Consider the following 16,779-nt stretch of genomic DNA (forward strand, 5'->3'; position numbering starts at 1 on the left):
AATCATCGCCGCTATCAATGGACAACCGAGGAATTACAGAGAAGGGTAGTCGGTGTAACCTTCAGCGCCGCCGCCATAGAAGGTCTCTGGACGCTGTGGGTTTAGCGCCGCTTTGCGCTGCAGGCGTGCGACCAGGTCCGGGTTGGCAATGTAATCACGGCCAAAGGCTACGGCGTCGATCAGACCTTTGCCGATCAAGTCTTCTGCTTTCTCTGGCGTATAGGCACCGGCACCGATAATCACTCCCTGGAAGCGCGCACGCACTTTCTCACGGAAGGCATCAGAATACGGCGCACCGCCTGCCCAGTCTGGCTCGGACATGTGCAGATACGCAATGCCGCGTTTCGCCAGCTCTTCAATCAGATACAGCGCGTCAGCTTCTTCGTTCGGGCCGTTGTCGACGTTCTGGAAGGAACCGATCGGAGAAACGCGAATACCGATACGATCCGGGCTCCACTCCTGGCACACCGCATCGACCACTTCCAGCACCAGACGGGCGCGGTTTTCTACGCTGCCGCCGTACTGATCGGTACGTTGGTTAGAAGAGGGAGACAGGAACTGGTGCAGCAGGTAGCCATGCGCAGAGTGCAGTTCAACCAGGTCGAAACCGGCTTCACGGGCATTGGCGACGGCCTGGCGGAAATCATTCACGATGCCAGGGATTTCATCGAGTTCCAGCGCGCGAGGGGTAGAAGTATCGACGCGGATCGCATGACCGTTTTCATCACGCAGCGACGTACGTGTACCTGCATTCAGCGCGGAAGCGGAAACCGGTGCCTGCCCGCCAGGCTGGATGCTGTTGTGCGAGATACGGCCCGTATGCCACAGCTGAACTGCGATGCGGCCATCATCAGCATGAACGCCCGCAGTGATTTTTTTCCACGCAGCGATTTGCTCAGGGCTGTGCAGACCCGGTGCGCCAGCATAGCCTTTCGCCTGAGCGGAGATTTGAGTGGCTTCGGAAATGATCAGGCCAGAGCTGGCGCGCTGACGATAGTATTCGCCCATCAGCGGGGTCGGGATATCACCCGGCTCAATGCTGCGCAGACGAGTCAGCGGGGCCATCAGTACGCGATTTGGTGCAGTAACCGCACCGATTTTCAGTGGGGTAAATAATTTTTCAGTTGACATCATGACTCCTGAGTAGACCGGTCGACTAGTGATTTGATAAATAAAAACGCCTGTTAAACGCCAGGCGTCGTAATACTGTTCTTCACATGCGCCAGCGCGCTTTCAAGCGGCACGGCGCTGCGGGAAATTTTGGCCTGCAAATTTGCGCCTAACCACAGCGCATATAACACCTGGGCCTGAGTCAAAGGATCGCCGCTGAAATTCAGCGTTTTTTCTTCGCGACCTTTTTCCAGCGCCTGAGCCAGCAGGGCAATAACACCGCTGGCCCCTTTGTCCATCGCCGTGCGCATGTCTTCTGAGAGATCGCACACTTCGGCAGACAATTTGACGGTCAGGCAACCGCTGATAATGCCCTGCTGGCAGAACTGGTTCAGCGTTTCCTGATAGTAGTTGAGCACACGATCGCGATAACACCCTTCGCCGCTGGCAAAGTGGGTGGCGAGACGCTGATGGTAGCCGGCATAGTGCCGTTCCAGCATTGCCACGCCAAACGCCTCTTTGGAGCGGAAGTAGTGATAGAACGAACCCTTCGGCACCTCAGCGGTTTTTAACAGCTCGCTAAGGCCCATTCCGGTAAACCCACGATGCATGCAAAGACGCTCGCCGGTAGCCAGAAGATGTTCGCGTGTATCGTGTTCAGTATTTTTGCTCATGGCGCTGAATGTACTAGACCAATCGGTCTAATGCAAGTCTCACGATTTTCGACAGGTGTTCATGATGTCCATCTGCTGCTGATAAACCGCTGATTTTACGTTCATCATACCGAGAACTGTCGAGAACAAATTATCCTGAGAAACCGCTGTTTTCGCCGCCTGGTCACGCAAGCACGGCTCATTGACGCCGAAGTTATTCACGTAATCGGGCGACAGCCAGAACATAAACGGAATATGCGTCTGTTGCGTTGGGGCCAGCATATAAGGTGTGCCGTGCAGATACAGCCCGTTTTCGCCCAGCGATTCGCCGTGATCGGAAAGATACACCAGCGCGGTATTCATCGTCGTCTGACGCGCTTTCAGAGCATCAATGGTTTTACTGACAACGCTATCCGTATACAGAATGGTGTTGTCATAAGTGTTCATGAGCGCCTGATGGTCACAGTCCTGAATCTGATTGGTATCGCAGGTCGGGGTAAACTGGCGATATTCCTGCGGATAGCGTTGATAATAAGCCGGGCCGTGACTGCCCATTAAATGGATAACCAGCACGGAATCTTGCTTCAGCCCGTCGAGCACGTTATCCAGACGATGCAGGTTCACGTCGTCGATACAGGATTTATCTTTGCAGAACTGATCCAGTTTCCACTGGGTCATGTCCGTATGCGGGATGCGATCGCACGCCCCTTTACACCCCCCGTCGTTTTCACGCCACAGCAGATTTACCCCCGCGTGCGCAAGCACATCGAGCAAACCTTCCTGATGACGGGCTAAATCTGCGTCGTATTTTTTGCGCGGCATACCAGAGAACATGCACGGCACGGAGACCGCGGTTTCTGTGCCGCAGGAGGAGGCCTGCGGGAAGTTAATCATGCCTTGTTTTTTCAGCTGCGGATTGGTTTCACGCCCGTAGCCGTTAAGAGAGTAGTTTTCTGCGCGAGAGGCTTCACCAATCACCAGTACCAGCACTGTTTTTTTCTTCTGCGCCAGAATAACCGGGCCTTTGTGCGCATCCTGTCCGATACGGACCAGAGTCTGATCGCCCGCAAACCAGCGGTTTTTACTGTATTTGGCAATGGCGCTGACGTAGTTCGCCGGTGTTACCATTTTGACGATAGCTTTGTTATTGCGAAACAGGGAGGCGTAATCCTTATAAAAGACCGAGGCGACCAAAATAATCACCATCAGTGCGCCGAGGATAGCGGCGACGCGCATCAGCAGCGTGTACCACCATTTGCCGGAACGAATGCGAACAAACATCAGTACGATGGACGGGATCAGACCGATAACCGCAATCCACAGCAGCATCTGTGGTGTCACCAGTGCGGTGGCTTCCTGCGAGTTGGTCTCGAAGATGTTGACCATCATGTTCTGATCGATGACGGCTCCGTAGGTGTACATAAAGTACGTCGCGCCGGCACAACCCAGCGTCAGCAGGATCATCAGCGGCTTGCGGATAAACGGAATATTAATCAGGCTGAAAATAATCACCCAGCCACAAAACAGAACCAGCGGAACAGAGGCTGCAAACAAGATATCGTGCAGATGGGCAGGGGCAATAATCTCCCAACTGCGTTGAATAAACAGCGCATTCAGGAGCGTGAAAAACAATGCACAACCCAGAGTAAATTTAATATCGTTACACTGTAACTTTTTTGCAAACCACATCATAAAGAAAACCGTCTGTTTTTATTGATGGGGCGAGTATAGGGAACGAAGATTAGTGAAACCTTAATGCCACATTTGTGTGCTAAAGCCCTTGCAGATGGCGCAGTTAGCGTCTTCACTGAAGGTGATAATCGATTTCGGGAGGTGTGTGTGGCAGAGCAACTGGAGTTTTTCCCCGTCCAGAGCCCGTGCCGGGGAATTTGCCAGTCGGATGAGCGCGGCTTTTGTCGGGGCTGTATGCGCAGCCGCGATGAGCGTTTTAACTGGCAAAGTATGAGCGACGCGCAAAAGCAGGATGTGATACGCCTGTGCAGACAGCGTTTGTTGCGTAAATTACGCGCAAACAAACCGTCGGATGCCGAAGAACCCCAGCAACCTTCACTTTTTTAGCGGCGGATATGCGTATACTCATGACATCACTTCCTTGAGGTAATTGTTATGGTTCAGCGTATTGCCCTTGCCCCGCAGGGCCCGGAATTTTCACGTTTTGTTATGGGTTACTGGCGTTTGATGGACTGGAATATGTCCCCGCGCCAGCTGGTCAGTTTTATCGAGGAACATCTTGATCTCGGGATCACCACCGTCGATCATGCCGATATTTACGGCGGATATCTGTGCGAGGCTGCTTTTGGTGAGGCGATGAAACTGGCTCCGCATCTGCGTGAGCGCATGGAAATCGTCACCAAATGCGGTATTGCCACCACTGCCCGTGCGGAAAACGCGCTGGGTCATTACATCACCGACAGCGACCACATTATCAAGAGCGCTGAGCAGTCGCTGGTCAATCTGGCGACCGACCGTCTGGACCTGCTGCTGATTCACCGCCCCGATCCGCTGATGGATGCGGATGATGTGGCAAAAGCGTTCCTTGCGTTGCATCAGAGCGGGAAAGTGCGTCACTTTGGTGTGTCGAACTTTACCCCGGCGCAGTTTGCGCTGCTGCAATCTCGTCTGCCGTTTACGCTGGCGACCAACCAGGTCGAAATCTCCCCGGTTCACCAGCCGCTGCTGCTGGACGGCACGCTGGATCAGCTGCAACAGCTGCGCATTCGCCCAATGGCCTGGTCTTGCCTGGGCGGCGGGCGTCTGTTCAATGACGACGAATTCCAGCCGCTGCGCGATGAGCTTGAGACGGTTGCGCGTGAGCTGAACGCAGAAAGCATTGAGCAGGTGGTGTACGCGTGGATCTTGCGCTTGCCGTCTCAGCCGCTGCCGATTATTGGTTCGGGCAAAATTGAACGCGTACGTTCTGCAATTGCTGCAGAAGAGCTGCAGATGACACGCCAGCAGTGGTTCCGCATCCGCAAAGCGGCGCTGGGTTACGACGTTCCGTAATCGCCCATACCTATGACATTCCGGTGAAATCATTGCCCCTGGTCTAAACTTTAGGGGCAAAAATAAACCCGAGGAGGTCATATGAAGCGTTTTGCTCTGGCAGTTATGACGCTGGTGGTTTGCGCAGGCGCGCAGGCAGCCAGCGACAAAGTTGAAATGAATCTCGTCACCTCGCAGGGGATTGGCCAGTCCATAGGCTCTATCACCATCAGCGAAACCGATAAAGGGCTGGAGTTTGCGCCCGATCTCAAAGCACTTCCTCCCGGTGAACATGGTTTTCATGTTCACGCCAAAGGCAGTTGTCAGCCGGCACTGAAAGAAGGGAAAGCCTCTGCGGCAGAAGCTGCTGGTGGTCATTTTGACCCGCATCACACCGGTAAACACGAAGGGCCGGAAGGCGCCGGGCACGAAGGTGACTTGCCCGTGCTGGTGGTCAATAACGACGGCAAAGCCACCGATCCGGTGGTGGCTCCGCGTCTGAAAAAACTGGATGAGATAAAAGGCAAAGCGCTGATGATCCACGTCGGCGGGGATAACATGTCCGATCAGCCTAAACCCTTAGGTGGTGGCGGGGCGCGTTACGCTTGCGGAGTGATTTGATCGCTAATCGTGCCCGGTGGTGGGGCTTGTTCCAGCTGAGAGAGCGAGCAGTGTAAACGCCAGATCAGTGAGGCTAAATCGCGCGCTACCGGCAGATGGTGGTGCGCGAGCGTGTCGCAAATACGTTGCAGTTCGGCGAGGGTAATGGCCAGCGGGCGCTGCTGGACGCCGCGAGTACTCATCACATCCCGTAGCAAGGAAATACAAATATCGCGCACCTGAGACAGCGGGTCGGAACGGGTTTCCCATGCCCGCAGTTGCCACACCACGTGCGAACAGTTCAATAACACTACGCCCCAGCGCAGCAACCAGCGACGTGATAACTCGTCCTGACTGTTGTTCAACTGGCTAACGTGATGATATACCAGTGATTCATATTCGCTTTCGCTAAGGTGGGGTTTGCGGCTGAGCTGATCGACAAACCCCGTGCGCAGTTCTCGAATGTGACGCCGACTTTTACGCGCATCGGAGCCAGGGCGCAGAACCGCAAACGCCAGCCAGGCCAGTCCAACGCCCAAAATCTTCGCCAGATTGTCATTCAGAAAATCACCAAAATCATATACCGGTGGATTGGTGACTGAAATAAACGAGCCCATAAAGACGATCAGTTGCCCCCATAATCCCGCGAGTTTTGGCATTTGCAATTTCAGTAGCTGCATCGTGGTGAGCAGCGGGAACAGGAATAACAGGAATTGCCACAGATCGGTTATCTGTACCATCAGCCCAAATTTCACGGCGAAGCTGAACAGCGAAAGTAAAATCAGGGTGCGCAGGAGCAGCGTCAGGGAGTTAAAGGGCGAGGCCGCGACGGAATAGAGCACGCAACTGATGGCCGCCAGCGTCAGCGCCGCCGAACCGGATTCCCACTGGGTGGTGATGCTCCACGCGCCAACCAGCGTCAGGGCGCAGAAGGTGCGAAACCCGCTCCATAACGCTTCCATATTGTCCGTGTGTCTTGCCAGCGCGGGGCTGCCCGGTACATTAAATTCGGTAATCGGCGTGGCATCCTCAACGGCTTTTATCCAGCGGCTGCTGCGTAAATATAAGCGGCAGAAATAGAGCAGGCGCTGCCAGAACGCGCGATGTCGATAATCATATTCATCCGTTGGGGCGAGAGGGGCAAGAATGCGCGCTACTGCTAACATATCCGTCTGCGGATTCGCCAGCGCCGCCAGAAGGCGATCGATAATTTCGCGGGTGTTTTCAGGCGGATTTGGCCAGTTGAGCAGCATTCTTCGCAGACCGGAGAGGGCGCTGGTCATTCTTAACTGCTGATGGAGAAGATAATTCAACAGCTTATTCTGCCGACGAAAGCGGTAATGGCTCCAGAAAGCCTGAATACGCAGCAAGTTCATGGTGAGGATCTGCCCGATAACTTTTTCGTGGGCAAGACGAATGGTATCACTGGAATCAGGTTGCCAAAGCAAACTCGCGTGTTCCAGCAGACGCACATGCATGGTTTTTAACGCCGAGATGAGCGTGGTACCGTCAGAAGTGCTCGGCAGGATCATCATCATTACGCCGCCACACAGGATACCGATGATCACTTCGCATACGCGCGCCTGGGCGATATCCCACAGCTCAGTGGTATCCAGAATATTGACCACCGGGAAGGCGATAATGGCGGCGGTGTAACCCGCCAGCTGGAAAGCATAGGCGACGTTATTGGTGAAATGGGCACAGGCCCAGGTGCAAAACCCCAGCCAGGCGGCCATGCTGAATAAAAATAGCCACGGATCGTTAAGCGTGTGTCCGGCGATAATTAATGCCGCCGTTGCCCCTAACAGGCTCCCTGCAACGCGCCCGAGACTTTTGCTGATTACGCCACCGACGGTGGGAAAGCTGACCACCGCGGCAGAGGTCATGGCCCAGTAGGGCTCATCCAGATTCAGATAATAGGCCACCGTGAGCGCCAGACACATGGCGATACCGTTGCGCAAAGCATATCGCCACTGCGCCGGGGAAGCTTTAAACCACGGCATATTGCGCCACGAGAAAGCGCGGATGTTCATCAGCGCGTTCCGATAGACACGGTGCAGGTCGTACCGGAGACCAGGGTGATATCCTTCGGCAGGTTATCAAATTCAACGCGAACCGGCACCCGCTGGGCCAGACGCACCCACGGCACATTCGGTTTAATATCAGGCACTAAGCCAGAGTCAGTTTCGACACTCTGATCGTAAATAGCGCGCCCGATACTGTAAACGTGACCCTGTAACACCGTCGAGCCGCTGTACAGAGTGATTTGCGCAGAGGCGCCTTCCCGAATATGGCGCAGTTTGGTCTCTTCAAAATAGCCGACGACATAGAATGAGTGGCTATCCACCAGGGCAAAAACTGGCTGGCCCTGGGTGGCATAGTTACCTTCGCGTGTGGATAAGTTGGTGACCCATCCGTCAACGGGCGCTTTAACCACCGTTTGCGTCAGCTGCCACTGGGCTTCTTTGAGCGTCGCTTCCGCCACTTCTACGCTAGCCTGCATGGCTTTTACGTTGATATTAGCGGTATCCAGATCTTCAGCAGAGATGAAATTTTGCGGCAGGTGGCGGCGACGATTAGCTTCATTATTCGCTTTTGCCAGATCGGACTGCGCCTTTGCTACCTGCGCCTGGGCGTTGAGCACAGCGATATGGAATGGCGTCTCATCAATGCGGAACAGCACATCTCCTGCTTTGACTTTCTGATTATCTTTAATGAGCAGAGAGGTGATACTGCCAGACACCTGTGGGGTGATACTGACCTGCTCGGCGCGGACTTTGCCGTCGCGCGTCCACGGAGACTGCATGTAATAATTCCACAGCCACCAGCCAGCAATCACAGCCAGGGCCAGAACAAACAAACTGGAAAAATATTTAAGGGTTTTCAGGGACATATTCACCACGCAATCAACAGAGCCAGGCCAAGGCATACGGAAAGAGTAAACAACGACAGATCCATCAGCATGGGATGCCAGATTTCACCGGAATACATCCAGTCACGCAGCAGTCGGTGGGCCACAAGCCAGATCAGAAAACCCAGCATAACGGCTTTAAAAATAGGCGGGAAATAGACGGATGCACCGACAATCAGGTCCTGAAGGGGTAACCCTGCACAGCTAAAAGAGAACTTCACGAGCAGAGATCCTTTGCAGTGGTAAATGGACCCAGAGGGTCTGTGTTAACACGATGAAGTGCCTTAATTAAGTGTAAATCATTCGTTCAAAATTGATGAATGCAGTATTGCATTTGTTTTGCCAATATAAATGCTGCACACTATTCTAAAATCAGTATAATAACTTAGCAAGCTAATTATAAGGAGATGAAATTGGAATCGCCACTAGGTTCTGATCTGGCAAGGTTGGTACGCATCTGGCGTGCTCTGATTGACCATCGCCTGAAACCTCTGGAATTGACGCAGACGCATTGGGTTACGCTGCATAACATTCATCAGTTACCGCCCGAGCAGTCGCAAATCCAACTGGCAAAAGCGATCGGCATTGAGCAGCCGTCACTGGTGCGTACGCTCGATCAGCTGGAGGAGAAGGGGCTGATTTCCCGGCAAACCTGCGCCAGCGATCGCCGTGCCAAACGCATTAAGCTCACTGAGAAAGCAGCACCTATCATCACTGAGATGGAAGCTGTTATCAGTAAAACGCGAGGGGAGATCCTGTCCGGGATAACGCCTGCTGAGCTGGAACAGCTGATTGATATGATTGCTCGTCTTGAGCAGAACATCAATGAGCTCCAGACCCGCGATTAACGCCATAAAAAAGCCTTGCTACGCAAGGCTTTCTTTTTATTTGGACACGACTACCCGATTTCGCCCCGTCGCTTTAGCTTCATACATGGCTTTATCCGCGCGTTCGACGCACTCCTCGGCAGTGACCATTGGCGACTGCGCAGTATAAATGCCCATGCTGATGGTAATCGGTTCCGGAAGTTCGCCATGCGTTGTGTCACGGTCAAAACTGCTCAGCGTCAAGCGAATGCGTTCCGCCACCTGTTTTGCTGCCTCAGAAGGCGTATTCGGCAGCAGCAAGACAAACTCCTCTCCGCCGATGCGTGCGGCGATATCCTGCGGGCGTACTGAATCCATCAGCAGATTGGCGACAAACTGCAAGACCTTGTCACCCTGCAGATGCCCGTAGGTGTCATTAATGCGTTTGAAACGATCCAGATCGCTGACAATCACCGACACGGGTTTGCTTGCAGAAGTCGTACTGAGCGAGTGACTCAAGGATTCGTAAAAGTAGCTGCGGTTGTAGAGTCGCGTCAGGGCATCGCGGATGGAATTCTGGTAAGACTGCTGGTATTTAAGATGTGAAACCCGGTAGAGACTAAAAACATCGTGAAGTAGGGCAAAAATAATCAGCAGGGTGGCTGTCGTTTCGAATAGCCGTGAGTGATACCAGGCAAACCCCTCAACGTGATCTGACGATAAAAGAGTGGCCAGGGTAATTACATAGCAGACACATAAAAAACTGCCGCTGACCCAAAATAGATTACGCAGACGCGTAATGGCCAGCATGGTTATTAATGCGGTTATCCAGAGGACAATCAGAATAATATTAACCACCTGACTCCATAATACCGTCATCTGTCGACTTTCATTATTGACCAAATCCAGTGACAGCAAACTGCTATGGCTTGACCAGAGCCATGTCAGGGTAATCATGGTTGCCGTAAAAATAAATATCCCGCAGATGATGAATTTATACATCAAACGCGTTAATGGATAGTGACGCAATGTAAAAAGCACCGTTGCGAGGATGAACAGGCAGGCCATCATGATGTTACGCATCATGAAGAAAATCATCGCGTCATTGTAGTTGATACGATGCGTGCCATAGGGGTTTAGCCACCCTGGAAAGTTGCTCATCGTTCCGGCCAGCAGAATGGCAGAACCCGCAAAGGCAAACGCAATGGCGAGCAGGAAAACCCGATCTTTATCGCACCAGTATTTCATCGCCATAAAAAAGGCAATAAACAAATGAAATACCAGCAGAAATATCGTCAGGGTTGGGAATAAAAAGGGTGACAGCGCCGGGACAAAAACGGCTATTTTCGAATAAAAGGCGTGAAATAGACCAAAAAAAACCAGGCAGGCAAAGAAAAAGGAAACATAGCGGTTTCCCATATGTCGATTAATCAAAATCATAGGCAATTTAACTGGCAGATAGTGCGTTATTTAACAGGGGTAATGAGACGCGATCTTATCAAATTCCAGAGGAAATACTTTGCGCGGGGACAATATAATGCTGCGTTATTAATTTGTGCGGTGAATGTATTTAAAGCGAATAAAGAATATGAATGATACTTAATAAGTATGGATGTGGCCGTGAGCCACATCCATCAGAGAATTAGCGCGGGGATACAGTAACCTGGCTACCGTTACTCGCCAGTACAACACGTTGGCCGCTAGAAAAACGAGTGTTGCCCTGTTTCTGCACCACCATAATGGTGTTGCCGTCGTCTTTACGGATTTCCAGCTCAACGCCCTGAGTTTTGTTCATTGAGCCTTGAACGCCTTGACCGGCTACGCCACCCGCAACAGCACCTGCAGCGGTTGCCAGAGAACGCCCAGTGCCACCACCGACGGTGTTACCCAGGAAACCACCCAGCACGGCACCGCCAATTGCGCCAATCACGTTGTTGTCGTCGCCACCCTGGATCTGAACCGGGCGAACGTTAACAACAGTACCGTAAGTGACGTTCTGAACTTGTTTGGCTTCGGAGGCGGTGTAAACGTCACCAGAAAGGGAGTCGTTGTTCACGCAGCCAGCCAGAGTTAACCCAATCAGTGAAACGCCCAGTACACGTAAAATCATTTGAATCTCCTGTTCACCCAAAACGCTCAATCTGAGCATCCGTTATGGCTAAATTATATGGCATTGGGAGCCATAGATCATATCTTTGCACTAACAATAAGAAAATTGTACTTGAATTTGACTTAACGAGACATAAACAAAGCGCCTGGGATGTTTGAGATCTGACATTGTTAAAAAAATATTAGTGCGTCATAGAAATACCCCTCCGTTTATGGTGGAGTGGTGACCCCACGCCCAGGCTAATTAAGGAAAGTGCATGAAATCGGGTCGCTATATCGGTGTTATGTCCGGCACCAGTCTTGACGGAGTCGATGTTGTCCTTGCCGCTATTGATGAAAACATGGTGGCGCAACAGGCAAGTTTGACCTGGCCTATCCCCGTCGAACTGAAGGAAGCGATTCTGAGCATTTGTCAGGGCCAGCAATTGACCCTGTCGCAGCTTGGGCAGTTGGACGTAAAACTGGGATCGCTGTTTGCCGATGCAGTTCTGGCGCTGATGAAGCAGGAAAATCTTCAGCCGCAGGACGTGGTAGCGATTGGCTGTCACGGGCAAACCGTCTGGCACGAACCGCTGGGTGATGCGCCGCATTCAATGCAAATTGGCGATAATAATCAGATTGTGGCGAAAACCGGTGTCACCGTGGTCGGGGATTTCCGTCGTCGTGATATCGCCCTTGGTGGGCAGGGCGCGCCGCTGGTTCCGGCCTTTCATCAGGCGCTGCTGGCGCATCCGGTTGAACGTCGTATGGTGCTCAATATTGGCGGTATTGCCAATCTGTCGATGCTGATTCCTGGGCAACCGGTGCGCGGCTACGACACGGGACCGGGTAACATGCTGATGGACGCCTGGATCTGGCGTCAGCGCGGCAAAGCCTATGATAAAGACGCGCAGTGGGCCTGCGAAGGGAAAGTCATTCTCCCGCTGTTACAAACGATGCTGAGCGACCCATATTTTGCGGCGCCGGCTCCAAAAAGCACCGGACGGGAATATTTCAACTACGGCTGGCTTGAACGTCTGCTCGCCCCGTTCCCGGCACTGGCCCCGCAGGATGTACAGGCGACGCTGGTGGAGCTGACGGCCATTTCTATTTCTGAACAGGTCTTGCTGAGCGGCGGCTGTGAACGTCTGCTCGTTTGCGGTGGCGGCAGCCGTAATCCGCTGGTGATGGCGCGCCTCGCTGCACTGCTGTCTGGTATCGAAGTGACAACCACCGACGCGGCCGGGATCAGCGGTGATGACATGGAAGCGCTGGCCTTCGCCTGGCTTGCCTGGCGTACGGTTGCTGGATTGCCTGGTAATCTGCCTTCTGTCACCGGGGCGCGTGAAGCCAGCGTGCTGGGCGCGATTTTTCCGGCTAACCCGCGTCAGAATCAGAGTTAACTGAAACAAAGGTCTGGCTGTTACGGTTAAAATCCACAGGAATACAGGAGGGTGACTTCACCCTCCATGACCAGGATAGTCTTCGGAACAGGCCCATGAAAAAATACCTTCTCGTTTTCGCCCCTCTCTTACTCGCGGGTTGCAGCTACTACAACCAGTTCGTCGATCGCATGAATACCGACACGCTGGAGTACCGCTGCGACGAAAAACCGCTGACCGTGAAGCTGAATAACCCGCGTCAGGAAGCCAGTTTCATCTATGACAATAAAATGCTGAACCTGAAACAAGGAATGTCCGCGTCCGGAGCGCGTTACACCGACGGGATTTATGTTTTCTGGTCGAAAGGGGATGATGCTACGGTCTACAAACGCGACCGCGTGGTGCTAAGCAACTGCGAGTTGCAGAATCCGAAGCGTTGAGATTTTTCCAGGGGCGGCGCACAATAGCGCCACCCAATTCTAATTTCAGCTAACGCCATGTCAGATAACGAAGAATTGCAGCAAATCGCGCATCTGCGCCGTGAATACACCAAAGGCGGCCTGCGCCGTCCGGACCTTCCCGCTGAACCACTCGTGCTTTTTGAACGCTGGCTGAAACAGGCCTGTGAGGCCAAACTGGCCGATCCCACGGCGATGGTCGTCGCGACGGTGGATGAAAACGGTCAGCCGTATCAGCGTATTGTTCTGCTGAAACATTACGACGAAAAAGGGCTGGTGTTTTATACCAACCTCGGCAGCCGTAAAGCCCATCATCTCGAAAACAACCCACGCATCAGCCTGCTGTTCCCCTGGCATATGCTGGAGCGTCAGGTGATGGTGACGGGCAAAGCCGAACGCCTGTCGACGTTTGAAGTGCTGAAGTATTTCCACAGTCGTCCGCGCGACAGCCAGATTGGCGCCTGGGTCTCCAGACAGTCGAGCCGTATTTCGGCGCGCGGCGTGCTGGAGAGCAAATTCCTCGAACTTAAACAAAAATTCCAGCAGGGTGAAGTGCCGCTCCCGAGCTTCTGGGGCGGATTCCGCGTGCCCATCGAACAGATGGAGTTCTGGCAGGGCGGCGAACATCGCCTGCATGACCGATTTTTATACCAGCGCGACAACGACGCGTGGAAAATCGACCGTCTGGCTCCGTAATCGGCGAAATTTGTTGTCTTAAGCGCTAGCGCTGGATGGGCTGGCGCTTTATTCTATGTCACTTTCGCGTTAGGCGAAAAGTCGTGTACCGACAGAGGTGCAGTCGTTTATACATGGAGAATTTGATGGCAAGCAGTAACTTGATTAAACAATTGCAAGAGCGGGGCCTGGTGGCCCAGGTGACGGACGAAGAAGCGTTAGCAGAGCGACTGGCGCAAGGCCCGATCGCGCTCTATTGCGGCTTCGATCCCACCGCTGACAGCTTGCACTTGGGGCATCTTGTTCCATTGTTATGCCTGAAACGCTTCCAGCAAATGGGCCATAAGCCTGTGGCGCTGGTGGGTGGTGCGACCGGTCTGATTGGTGACCCGAGCTTCAAAGCCGCCGAGCGTAAACTGAATACGGAAGACACTGTGCAGGAGTGGGTGGACAAAATTCGCAAGCAAGTTGCGCCATTCCTCGATTTCGATTGTGGTGAAAACTCCGCGATCGCAGCCAACAACTACGACTGGTTTGGCGGCATGAACGTGCTGACTTTCCTGCGTGATATCGGCAAGCACTTCTCCGTTAATCAGATGATCAACAAAGAAGCGGTTAAGCAGCGTCTGAACCGTGACGATCAGGGCATCTCCTTCACCGAGTTCTCCTACAATCTGCTGCAGGGTTATGACTTTGCCTGCCTGAACAAACTGCACGGCGTGGCCCTGCAAATTGGCGGTTCCGACCAGTGGGGCAACATCACGTCCGGTATCGACCTGACGCGTCGTTTGCATCAGAACCAGGTCTTCGGCCTGACCGTTCCGCTGATCACCAAAGCGGATGGCACCAAATTCGGTAAAACCGAAGGTGGCGCAGTCTGGCTCGATCCGAAGAAAACCAGCCCGTACAAATTCTACCAGTTCTGGATCAACACCGCCGATGCGGACGTTTATCGCTTCCTGAAATTCTTCACCTTTATGGACATTGAAGAGATCAATGCCCTGGAAGAAGAAGACAAAAACAGCGGCAAAGCCCCTCGCGCGCAGTATGTGCTGGCCGATCAGGTCACCAGCCTGGTGCACGGTGAAGACGGTCTGGCAGCGGCGAAACGCATCACCGCAAGCCTGTTCAACGGAACCCTGAGCGACCTGAGCGCTGAAGATTTCCAACAGCTGGCGCAGGATGGCGTGCCGATGGTTGAGATGGAAAAGGGTGCTGACCTGATGCAGGCGCTGGTTGATTCCGAGCTGCAGCCGTCTCGCGGCCAGGCGCGTAAAACTATTGCGTCGAACGCGATCACCATCAACGGTGAAAAGCAGGCCGATCCGGAGTACACCTTCTCCGACAGCGATCGCCTGTATGGCAAATACACGCTGCTGCGTCGCGGTAAAAAGAATTACTGTCTGGTTTGCTGGAAGTAATAACATGTGTTTGAGGGGCGTGGGAAACCACGCCCTTTTCTTTTGTCAGGGTTGTGGTAAGAAAAATGAATAACATCCTCGCCATTCAGTCCCACGTTGTTTTTGGTCATGCCGGCAATAGCGCTGCCGAGTTCCCCATGCGCCGCCTGGGGGCCAACGTTTGGCCACTCAATACCGTTCAGTTCTCTAACCATACGCAATACGGTAAATGGACCGGCTGCGTGCTGCCTGCCTCGCATCTGACGGAGATAGTGCAGGGTATCGCGGATATCGACCAACTGAAGCGCTGTGACGCCGTTCTGAGCGGTTATCTGGGGTCGGCGGAGCAGGGTGAGCATATCCTCGGTATTGTACGTCAGGTGAAAGCGGCGAACCCGTCGGCCAAATTCTTCTGCGACCCGGTGATGGGTCATCCGGAAAAAGGGTGCATTGTGGCGCCGGGCGTGGCGGAGTTCCACGTGCGTCATGCGATGCCTGCCAGCGACATTATTGCGCCAAATCTGATCGAGCTGGAAATCCTCTGCGAGCATCCGGTGAATAGCGTCGAAGAAGCCGTTGTCGCATCACGGGAACTGATCGCTCAGGGGCCTGAAATCGTGTTGGTGAAACACCTGGCCCGTGCGGGAATCAGCGGTGACCGCTTTGAAATGCTGCTGGTGACAAAAGACGAAGCCTGGCACATCAGCCGTCCACTGGTCGACTTTGGTGTGCGCCAGCCCGTTGGCGTGGGCGATGTCACCAGCGGGTTATTGCTGGTGAAACTGTTGCAGGGTGCCTCGCTTCGAGATGCGTTAGAACACGTGACCGCCGCGGTGTACGAAATCATGATCGCGACAAAACAGATGGATGAGTATGAGTTGCAGGTGGTTGCGGCGCAGGATCGTATCGCGAAGCCGGAGCATTACTTTAGCGCGACACAGCTTTAAAATATTGCCGGGTGGCGCTGCGCTTACCCGGCCTACAGAAGCAACAACACGTAGGTCGGGTAAGGCGAAGCCGCCACCCGGCAAAAACGACTTAATTCAACCCTTCAGCTTTCAACGCTGCCGCCACGCCCGGACGCGCCGCTACACGTTCCATATACGACTCAATATGGCTTAACCCTTCCATATTCAGCTTCACCGCACGCGCCCAACGCAGAACCGTAAACAGATACGCATCGGCGATGGTAAAGCGCTGACCGCTAATCCACTGATCGTCTTTCAGAGACTCGTTAACGTACTGCAGCTTTTTCTCGAGCAGGGCACGAACGGTTGGCTTGTACTCTTCTGGGGTATCAGGGCGGAACAGCGGGGTAAAGCCTTTGTGCAACTCGGTGGCGATGTAGTTAAGCCACTCCAGCGTCTTGTAGCGTGAAATACTGCCTGTCGGTGCCAGCAGTTGGCGATCCGGTACGGTGTCCGCGAGGAACTGCATGATCGCCACGCCTTCGGTAAGCAGGGTACCGTCGTCCAGCACCAGAGCCGGAACCTGTCCTTTCGGGTTAATCGCGAAATAGTCCTCGCCATTTTCCAGACGTTTTTTCATCAGGTCTACGCTGTCCAGCGTGAAATCTTTGCCGCTCTCGCGCAGAGTGATGTGCGATGCAAGTGAACAGGCACCTGGTTTGTAGAACAGTTTCATCGGTAACTCCTTTTTGCTGAGGTTATGGACATGTTAATGCGCGAGCTAA

At 53.4% G+C, this 16,779-nt stretch carries 18 protein-coding genes; 9 read left to right on the forward strand and 9 right to left on the reverse strand.

All coding sequences use genetic code 11. The annotated features are described in order from the left end of the window. Positions 1–33: 33 nt before the first annotated feature. Genes nemA through eptA form a run of 3 tightly spaced genes read right to left on the reverse strand, consistent with a single transcriptional unit; the run spans position 34 to position 3,452 of the window. The gene (gene nemA, locus JBO43_RS00195; RefSeq protein WP_095281805.1) at positions 34–1,131 is read right to left on the reverse strand and encodes an alkene reductase; all 1,098 of its coding nucleotides are present in this window, start codon (positions 1,129–1,131) and stop codon (positions 34–36) included. 53 nt (positions 1,132–1,184) lie between these two features. Then, positions 1,185–1,784: a TetR/AcrR family transcriptional regulator gene (locus tag JBO43_RS00200; protein ID WP_095281806.1), complete on the reverse strand. Its 600-nt coding sequence runs from the start codon at positions 1,782–1,784 to the stop codon at positions 1,185–1,187. A 39-nt stretch (positions 1,785–1,823) separates the two neighbouring features. Next, positions 1,824–3,452: a phosphoethanolamine transferase EptA gene (gene eptA, locus JBO43_RS00205; protein WP_202673930.1), complete on the reverse strand. Its 1,629-nt coding sequence runs from the start codon at positions 3,450–3,452 to the stop codon at positions 1,824–1,826. Between the two features lie 150 nt (positions 3,453–3,602). Here eptA and JBO43_RS00210 point away from each other — a divergent pair, with 150 nt between their 5' ends. The 3 genes from JBO43_RS00210 to sodC all read left to right on the forward strand — a co-directional run bounded on the left by JBO43_RS00210 (position 3,603) and on the right by sodC (position 5,387). Then, positions 3,603–3,842 carry a DUF1289 domain-containing protein gene (locus JBO43_RS00210; RefSeq protein ID WP_103946474.1) on the forward strand — a complete coding sequence of 80 codons (240 nt, stop codon included), beginning with the start codon at positions 3,603–3,605 and terminating at the stop codon, positions 3,840–3,842. Positions 3,843–3,890: 48 nt separating this feature from the next. After that, the gene (locus JBO43_RS00215) at positions 3,891–4,787 is read left to right on the forward strand and encodes an aldo/keto reductase (protein WP_095281807.1); all 897 of its coding nucleotides are present in this window, start codon (positions 3,891–3,893) and stop codon (positions 4,785–4,787) included. An 81-nt stretch (positions 4,788–4,868) separates the two neighbouring features. Next, complete coding sequence (sodC, locus tag JBO43_RS00220; protein ID WP_202673442.1) at positions 4,869–5,387, forward strand: superoxide dismutase [Cu-Zn] SodC; 519 nt, start codon at positions 4,869–4,871, stop codon at positions 5,385–5,387. On the opposite strand, the gene JBO43_RS00225 is transcribed toward sodC, so the two are convergent. From JBO43_RS00225 to JBO43_RS00235, 3 genes are read right to left on the reverse strand one after another with little or no spacing between them, the layout of a single operon-like run. After that, the gene (locus JBO43_RS00225) at positions 5,366–7,399 is read right to left on the reverse strand and encodes an FUSC family protein (protein WP_202673443.1); all 2,034 of its coding nucleotides are present in this window, start codon (positions 7,397–7,399) and stop codon (positions 5,366–5,368) included. The two genes, sodC and JBO43_RS00225, sit on opposite strands and share 22 nt — an antisense overlap. Continuing rightward, the gene (locus JBO43_RS00230) at positions 7,399–8,259 is read right to left on the reverse strand and encodes an efflux RND transporter periplasmic adaptor subunit (RefSeq protein ID WP_202673444.1); all 861 of its coding nucleotides are present in this window, start codon (positions 8,257–8,259) and stop codon (positions 7,399–7,401) included. The genes JBO43_RS00225 and JBO43_RS00230 overlap by 1 nt, the downstream gene beginning before the upstream one ends. A gap of 2 nt (positions 8,260–8,261) precedes the next feature. Then, complete coding sequence (locus tag JBO43_RS00235; RefSeq protein WP_095281811.1) at positions 8,262–8,498, reverse strand: DUF1656 domain-containing protein; 237 nt, start codon at positions 8,496–8,498, stop codon at positions 8,262–8,264. A gap of 186 nt (positions 8,499–8,684) precedes the next feature. Between JBO43_RS00235 and slyA the strand changes: the two genes are divergently transcribed. Then, positions 8,685–9,125 carry a transcriptional regulator SlyA gene (gene slyA / locus JBO43_RS00240; protein ID WP_095281812.1) on the forward strand — a complete coding sequence of 147 codons (441 nt, stop codon included), beginning with the start codon at positions 8,685–8,687 and terminating at the stop codon, positions 9,123–9,125. Between the two features lie 36 nt (positions 9,126–9,161). Here slyA and JBO43_RS00245 read toward each other — a convergent pair whose 3' ends face one another. Beyond that, complete coding sequence (locus JBO43_RS00245; protein ID WP_202673445.1) at positions 9,162–10,523, reverse strand: sensor domain-containing diguanylate cyclase; 1,362 nt, start codon at positions 10,521–10,523, stop codon at positions 9,162–9,164. Between the two features lie 202 nt (positions 10,524–10,725). Continuing rightward, positions 10,726–11,193, reverse strand: a complete 468-nt coding sequence (gene slyB, locus JBO43_RS00250; protein WP_095281814.1) for an outer membrane lipoprotein SlyB — start codon at positions 11,191–11,193, stop codon at positions 10,726–10,728. Between the two features lie 256 nt (positions 11,194–11,449). Here slyB and anmK point away from each other — a divergent pair, with 256 nt between their 5' ends. The 5 genes from anmK to pdxY all read left to right on the forward strand — a co-directional run bounded on the left by anmK (position 11,450) and on the right by pdxY (position 16,033). Then, positions 11,450–12,574 (forward strand): anhydro-N-acetylmuramic acid kinase, encoded by a 1,125-nt coding sequence (anmK, locus tag JBO43_RS00255; RefSeq protein ID WP_202673446.1) that lies wholly within the window; start codon positions 11,450–11,452, stop codon positions 12,572–12,574. Positions 12,575–12,669: 95 nt separating this feature from the next. After that, complete coding sequence (gene mliC, locus JBO43_RS00260; RefSeq protein ID WP_095281816.1) at positions 12,670–12,993, forward strand: C-type lysozyme inhibitor; 324 nt, start codon at positions 12,670–12,672, stop codon at positions 12,991–12,993. Positions 12,994–13,050: 57 nt separating this feature from the next. Beyond that, the gene (pdxH, locus tag JBO43_RS00265) at positions 13,051–13,707 is read left to right on the forward strand and encodes a pyridoxamine 5'-phosphate oxidase (protein ID WP_202673447.1); all 657 of its coding nucleotides are present in this window, start codon (positions 13,051–13,053) and stop codon (positions 13,705–13,707) included. A gap of 125 nt (positions 13,708–13,832) precedes the next feature. Then, positions 13,833–15,107 carry a tyrosine--tRNA ligase gene (tyrS, locus tag JBO43_RS00270; protein ID WP_202673448.1) on the forward strand — a complete coding sequence of 425 codons (1,275 nt, stop codon included), beginning with the start codon at positions 13,833–13,835 and terminating at the stop codon, positions 15,105–15,107. Positions 15,108–15,172: 65 nt separating this feature from the next. Beyond that, positions 15,173–16,033 (forward strand): pyridoxal kinase PdxY, encoded by an 861-nt coding sequence (gene pdxY, locus JBO43_RS00275; protein ID WP_202673449.1) that lies wholly within the window; start codon positions 15,173–15,175, stop codon positions 16,031–16,033. A gap of 91 nt (positions 16,034–16,124) precedes the next feature. Here pdxY and gstA read toward each other — a convergent pair whose 3' ends face one another. After that, complete coding sequence (gstA, locus tag JBO43_RS00280; protein ID WP_103949074.1) at positions 16,125–16,730, reverse strand: glutathione transferase GstA; 606 nt, start codon at positions 16,728–16,730, stop codon at positions 16,125–16,127. Between the last annotated feature and the right edge of the window lie 49 nt (positions 16,731–16,779).

The sequence above is a fragment of the Lelliottia jeotgali genome (assembly GCF_016771845.1).
Classification (GTDB): domain Bacteria; phylum Pseudomonadota; class Gammaproteobacteria; order Enterobacterales; family Enterobacteriaceae; genus Enterobacter; species Enterobacter jeotgali.

Bases quoted from the DNA above. Each gene is read 5' to 3' on its own strand.
- gstA (WP_103949074.1), bottom strand. From the start codon at position 16,730: ATGAAACTGTTCTACAAACCAGGTGCCTGTTCACTTGCATCGCACATC.
- sodC (WP_202673442.1), top strand. From the start codon at position 4,869: ATGAAGCGTTTTGCTCTGGCAGTTATGACGCTGGTGGTTTGCGCAGGC.
- pdxY (WP_202673449.1), top strand. From the start codon at position 15,173: ATGAATAACATCCTCGCCATTCAGTCCCACGTTGTTTTTGGTCATGCC.
- slyA (WP_095281812.1), top strand. From the start codon at position 8,685: ATGAAATTGGAATCGCCACTAGGTTCTGATCTGGCAAGGTTGGTACGC.
- mliC (WP_095281816.1), top strand. From the start codon at position 12,670: ATGAAAAAATACCTTCTCGTTTTCGCCCCTCTCTTACTCGCGGGTTGC.
- nemA (WP_095281805.1), bottom strand. From the start codon at position 1,131: ATGTCAACTGAAAAATTATTTACCCCACTGAAAATCGGTGCGGTTACT.
- slyB (WP_095281814.1), bottom strand. From the start codon at position 11,193: ATGATTTTACGTGTACTGGGCGTTTCACTGATTGGGTTAACTCTGGCT.
- JBO43_RS00230 (WP_202673444.1), bottom strand. From the start codon at position 8,259: ATGTCCCTGAAAACCCTTAAATATTTTTCCAGTTTGTTTGTTCTGGCC.
- pdxH (WP_202673447.1), top strand. From the start codon at position 13,051: ATGTCAGATAACGAAGAATTGCAGCAAATCGCGCATCTGCGCCGTGAA.
- anmK (WP_202673446.1), top strand. From the start codon at position 11,450: ATGAAATCGGGTCGCTATATCGGTGTTATGTCCGGCACCAGTCTTGAC.
- JBO43_RS00215 (WP_095281807.1), top strand. From the start codon at position 3,891: ATGGTTCAGCGTATTGCCCTTGCCCCGCAGGGCCCGGAATTTTCACGT.
- JBO43_RS00200 (WP_095281806.1), bottom strand. From the start codon at position 1,784: ATGAGCAAAAATACTGAACACGATACACGCGAACATCTTCTGGCTACC.
- tyrS (WP_202673448.1), top strand. From the start codon at position 13,833: ATGGCAAGCAGTAACTTGATTAAACAATTGCAAGAGCGGGGCCTGGTG.
- JBO43_RS00225 (WP_202673443.1), bottom strand. From the start codon at position 7,399: ATGAACATCCGCGCTTTCTCGTGGCGCAATATGCCGTGGTTTAAAGCT.
- eptA (WP_202673930.1), bottom strand. From the start codon at position 3,452: ATGTGGTTTGCAAAAAAGTTACAGTGTAACGATATTAAATTTACTCTG.
- JBO43_RS00245 (WP_202673445.1), bottom strand. From the start codon at position 10,523: ATGATTTTGATTAATCGACATATGGGAAACCGCTATGTTTCCTTTTTC.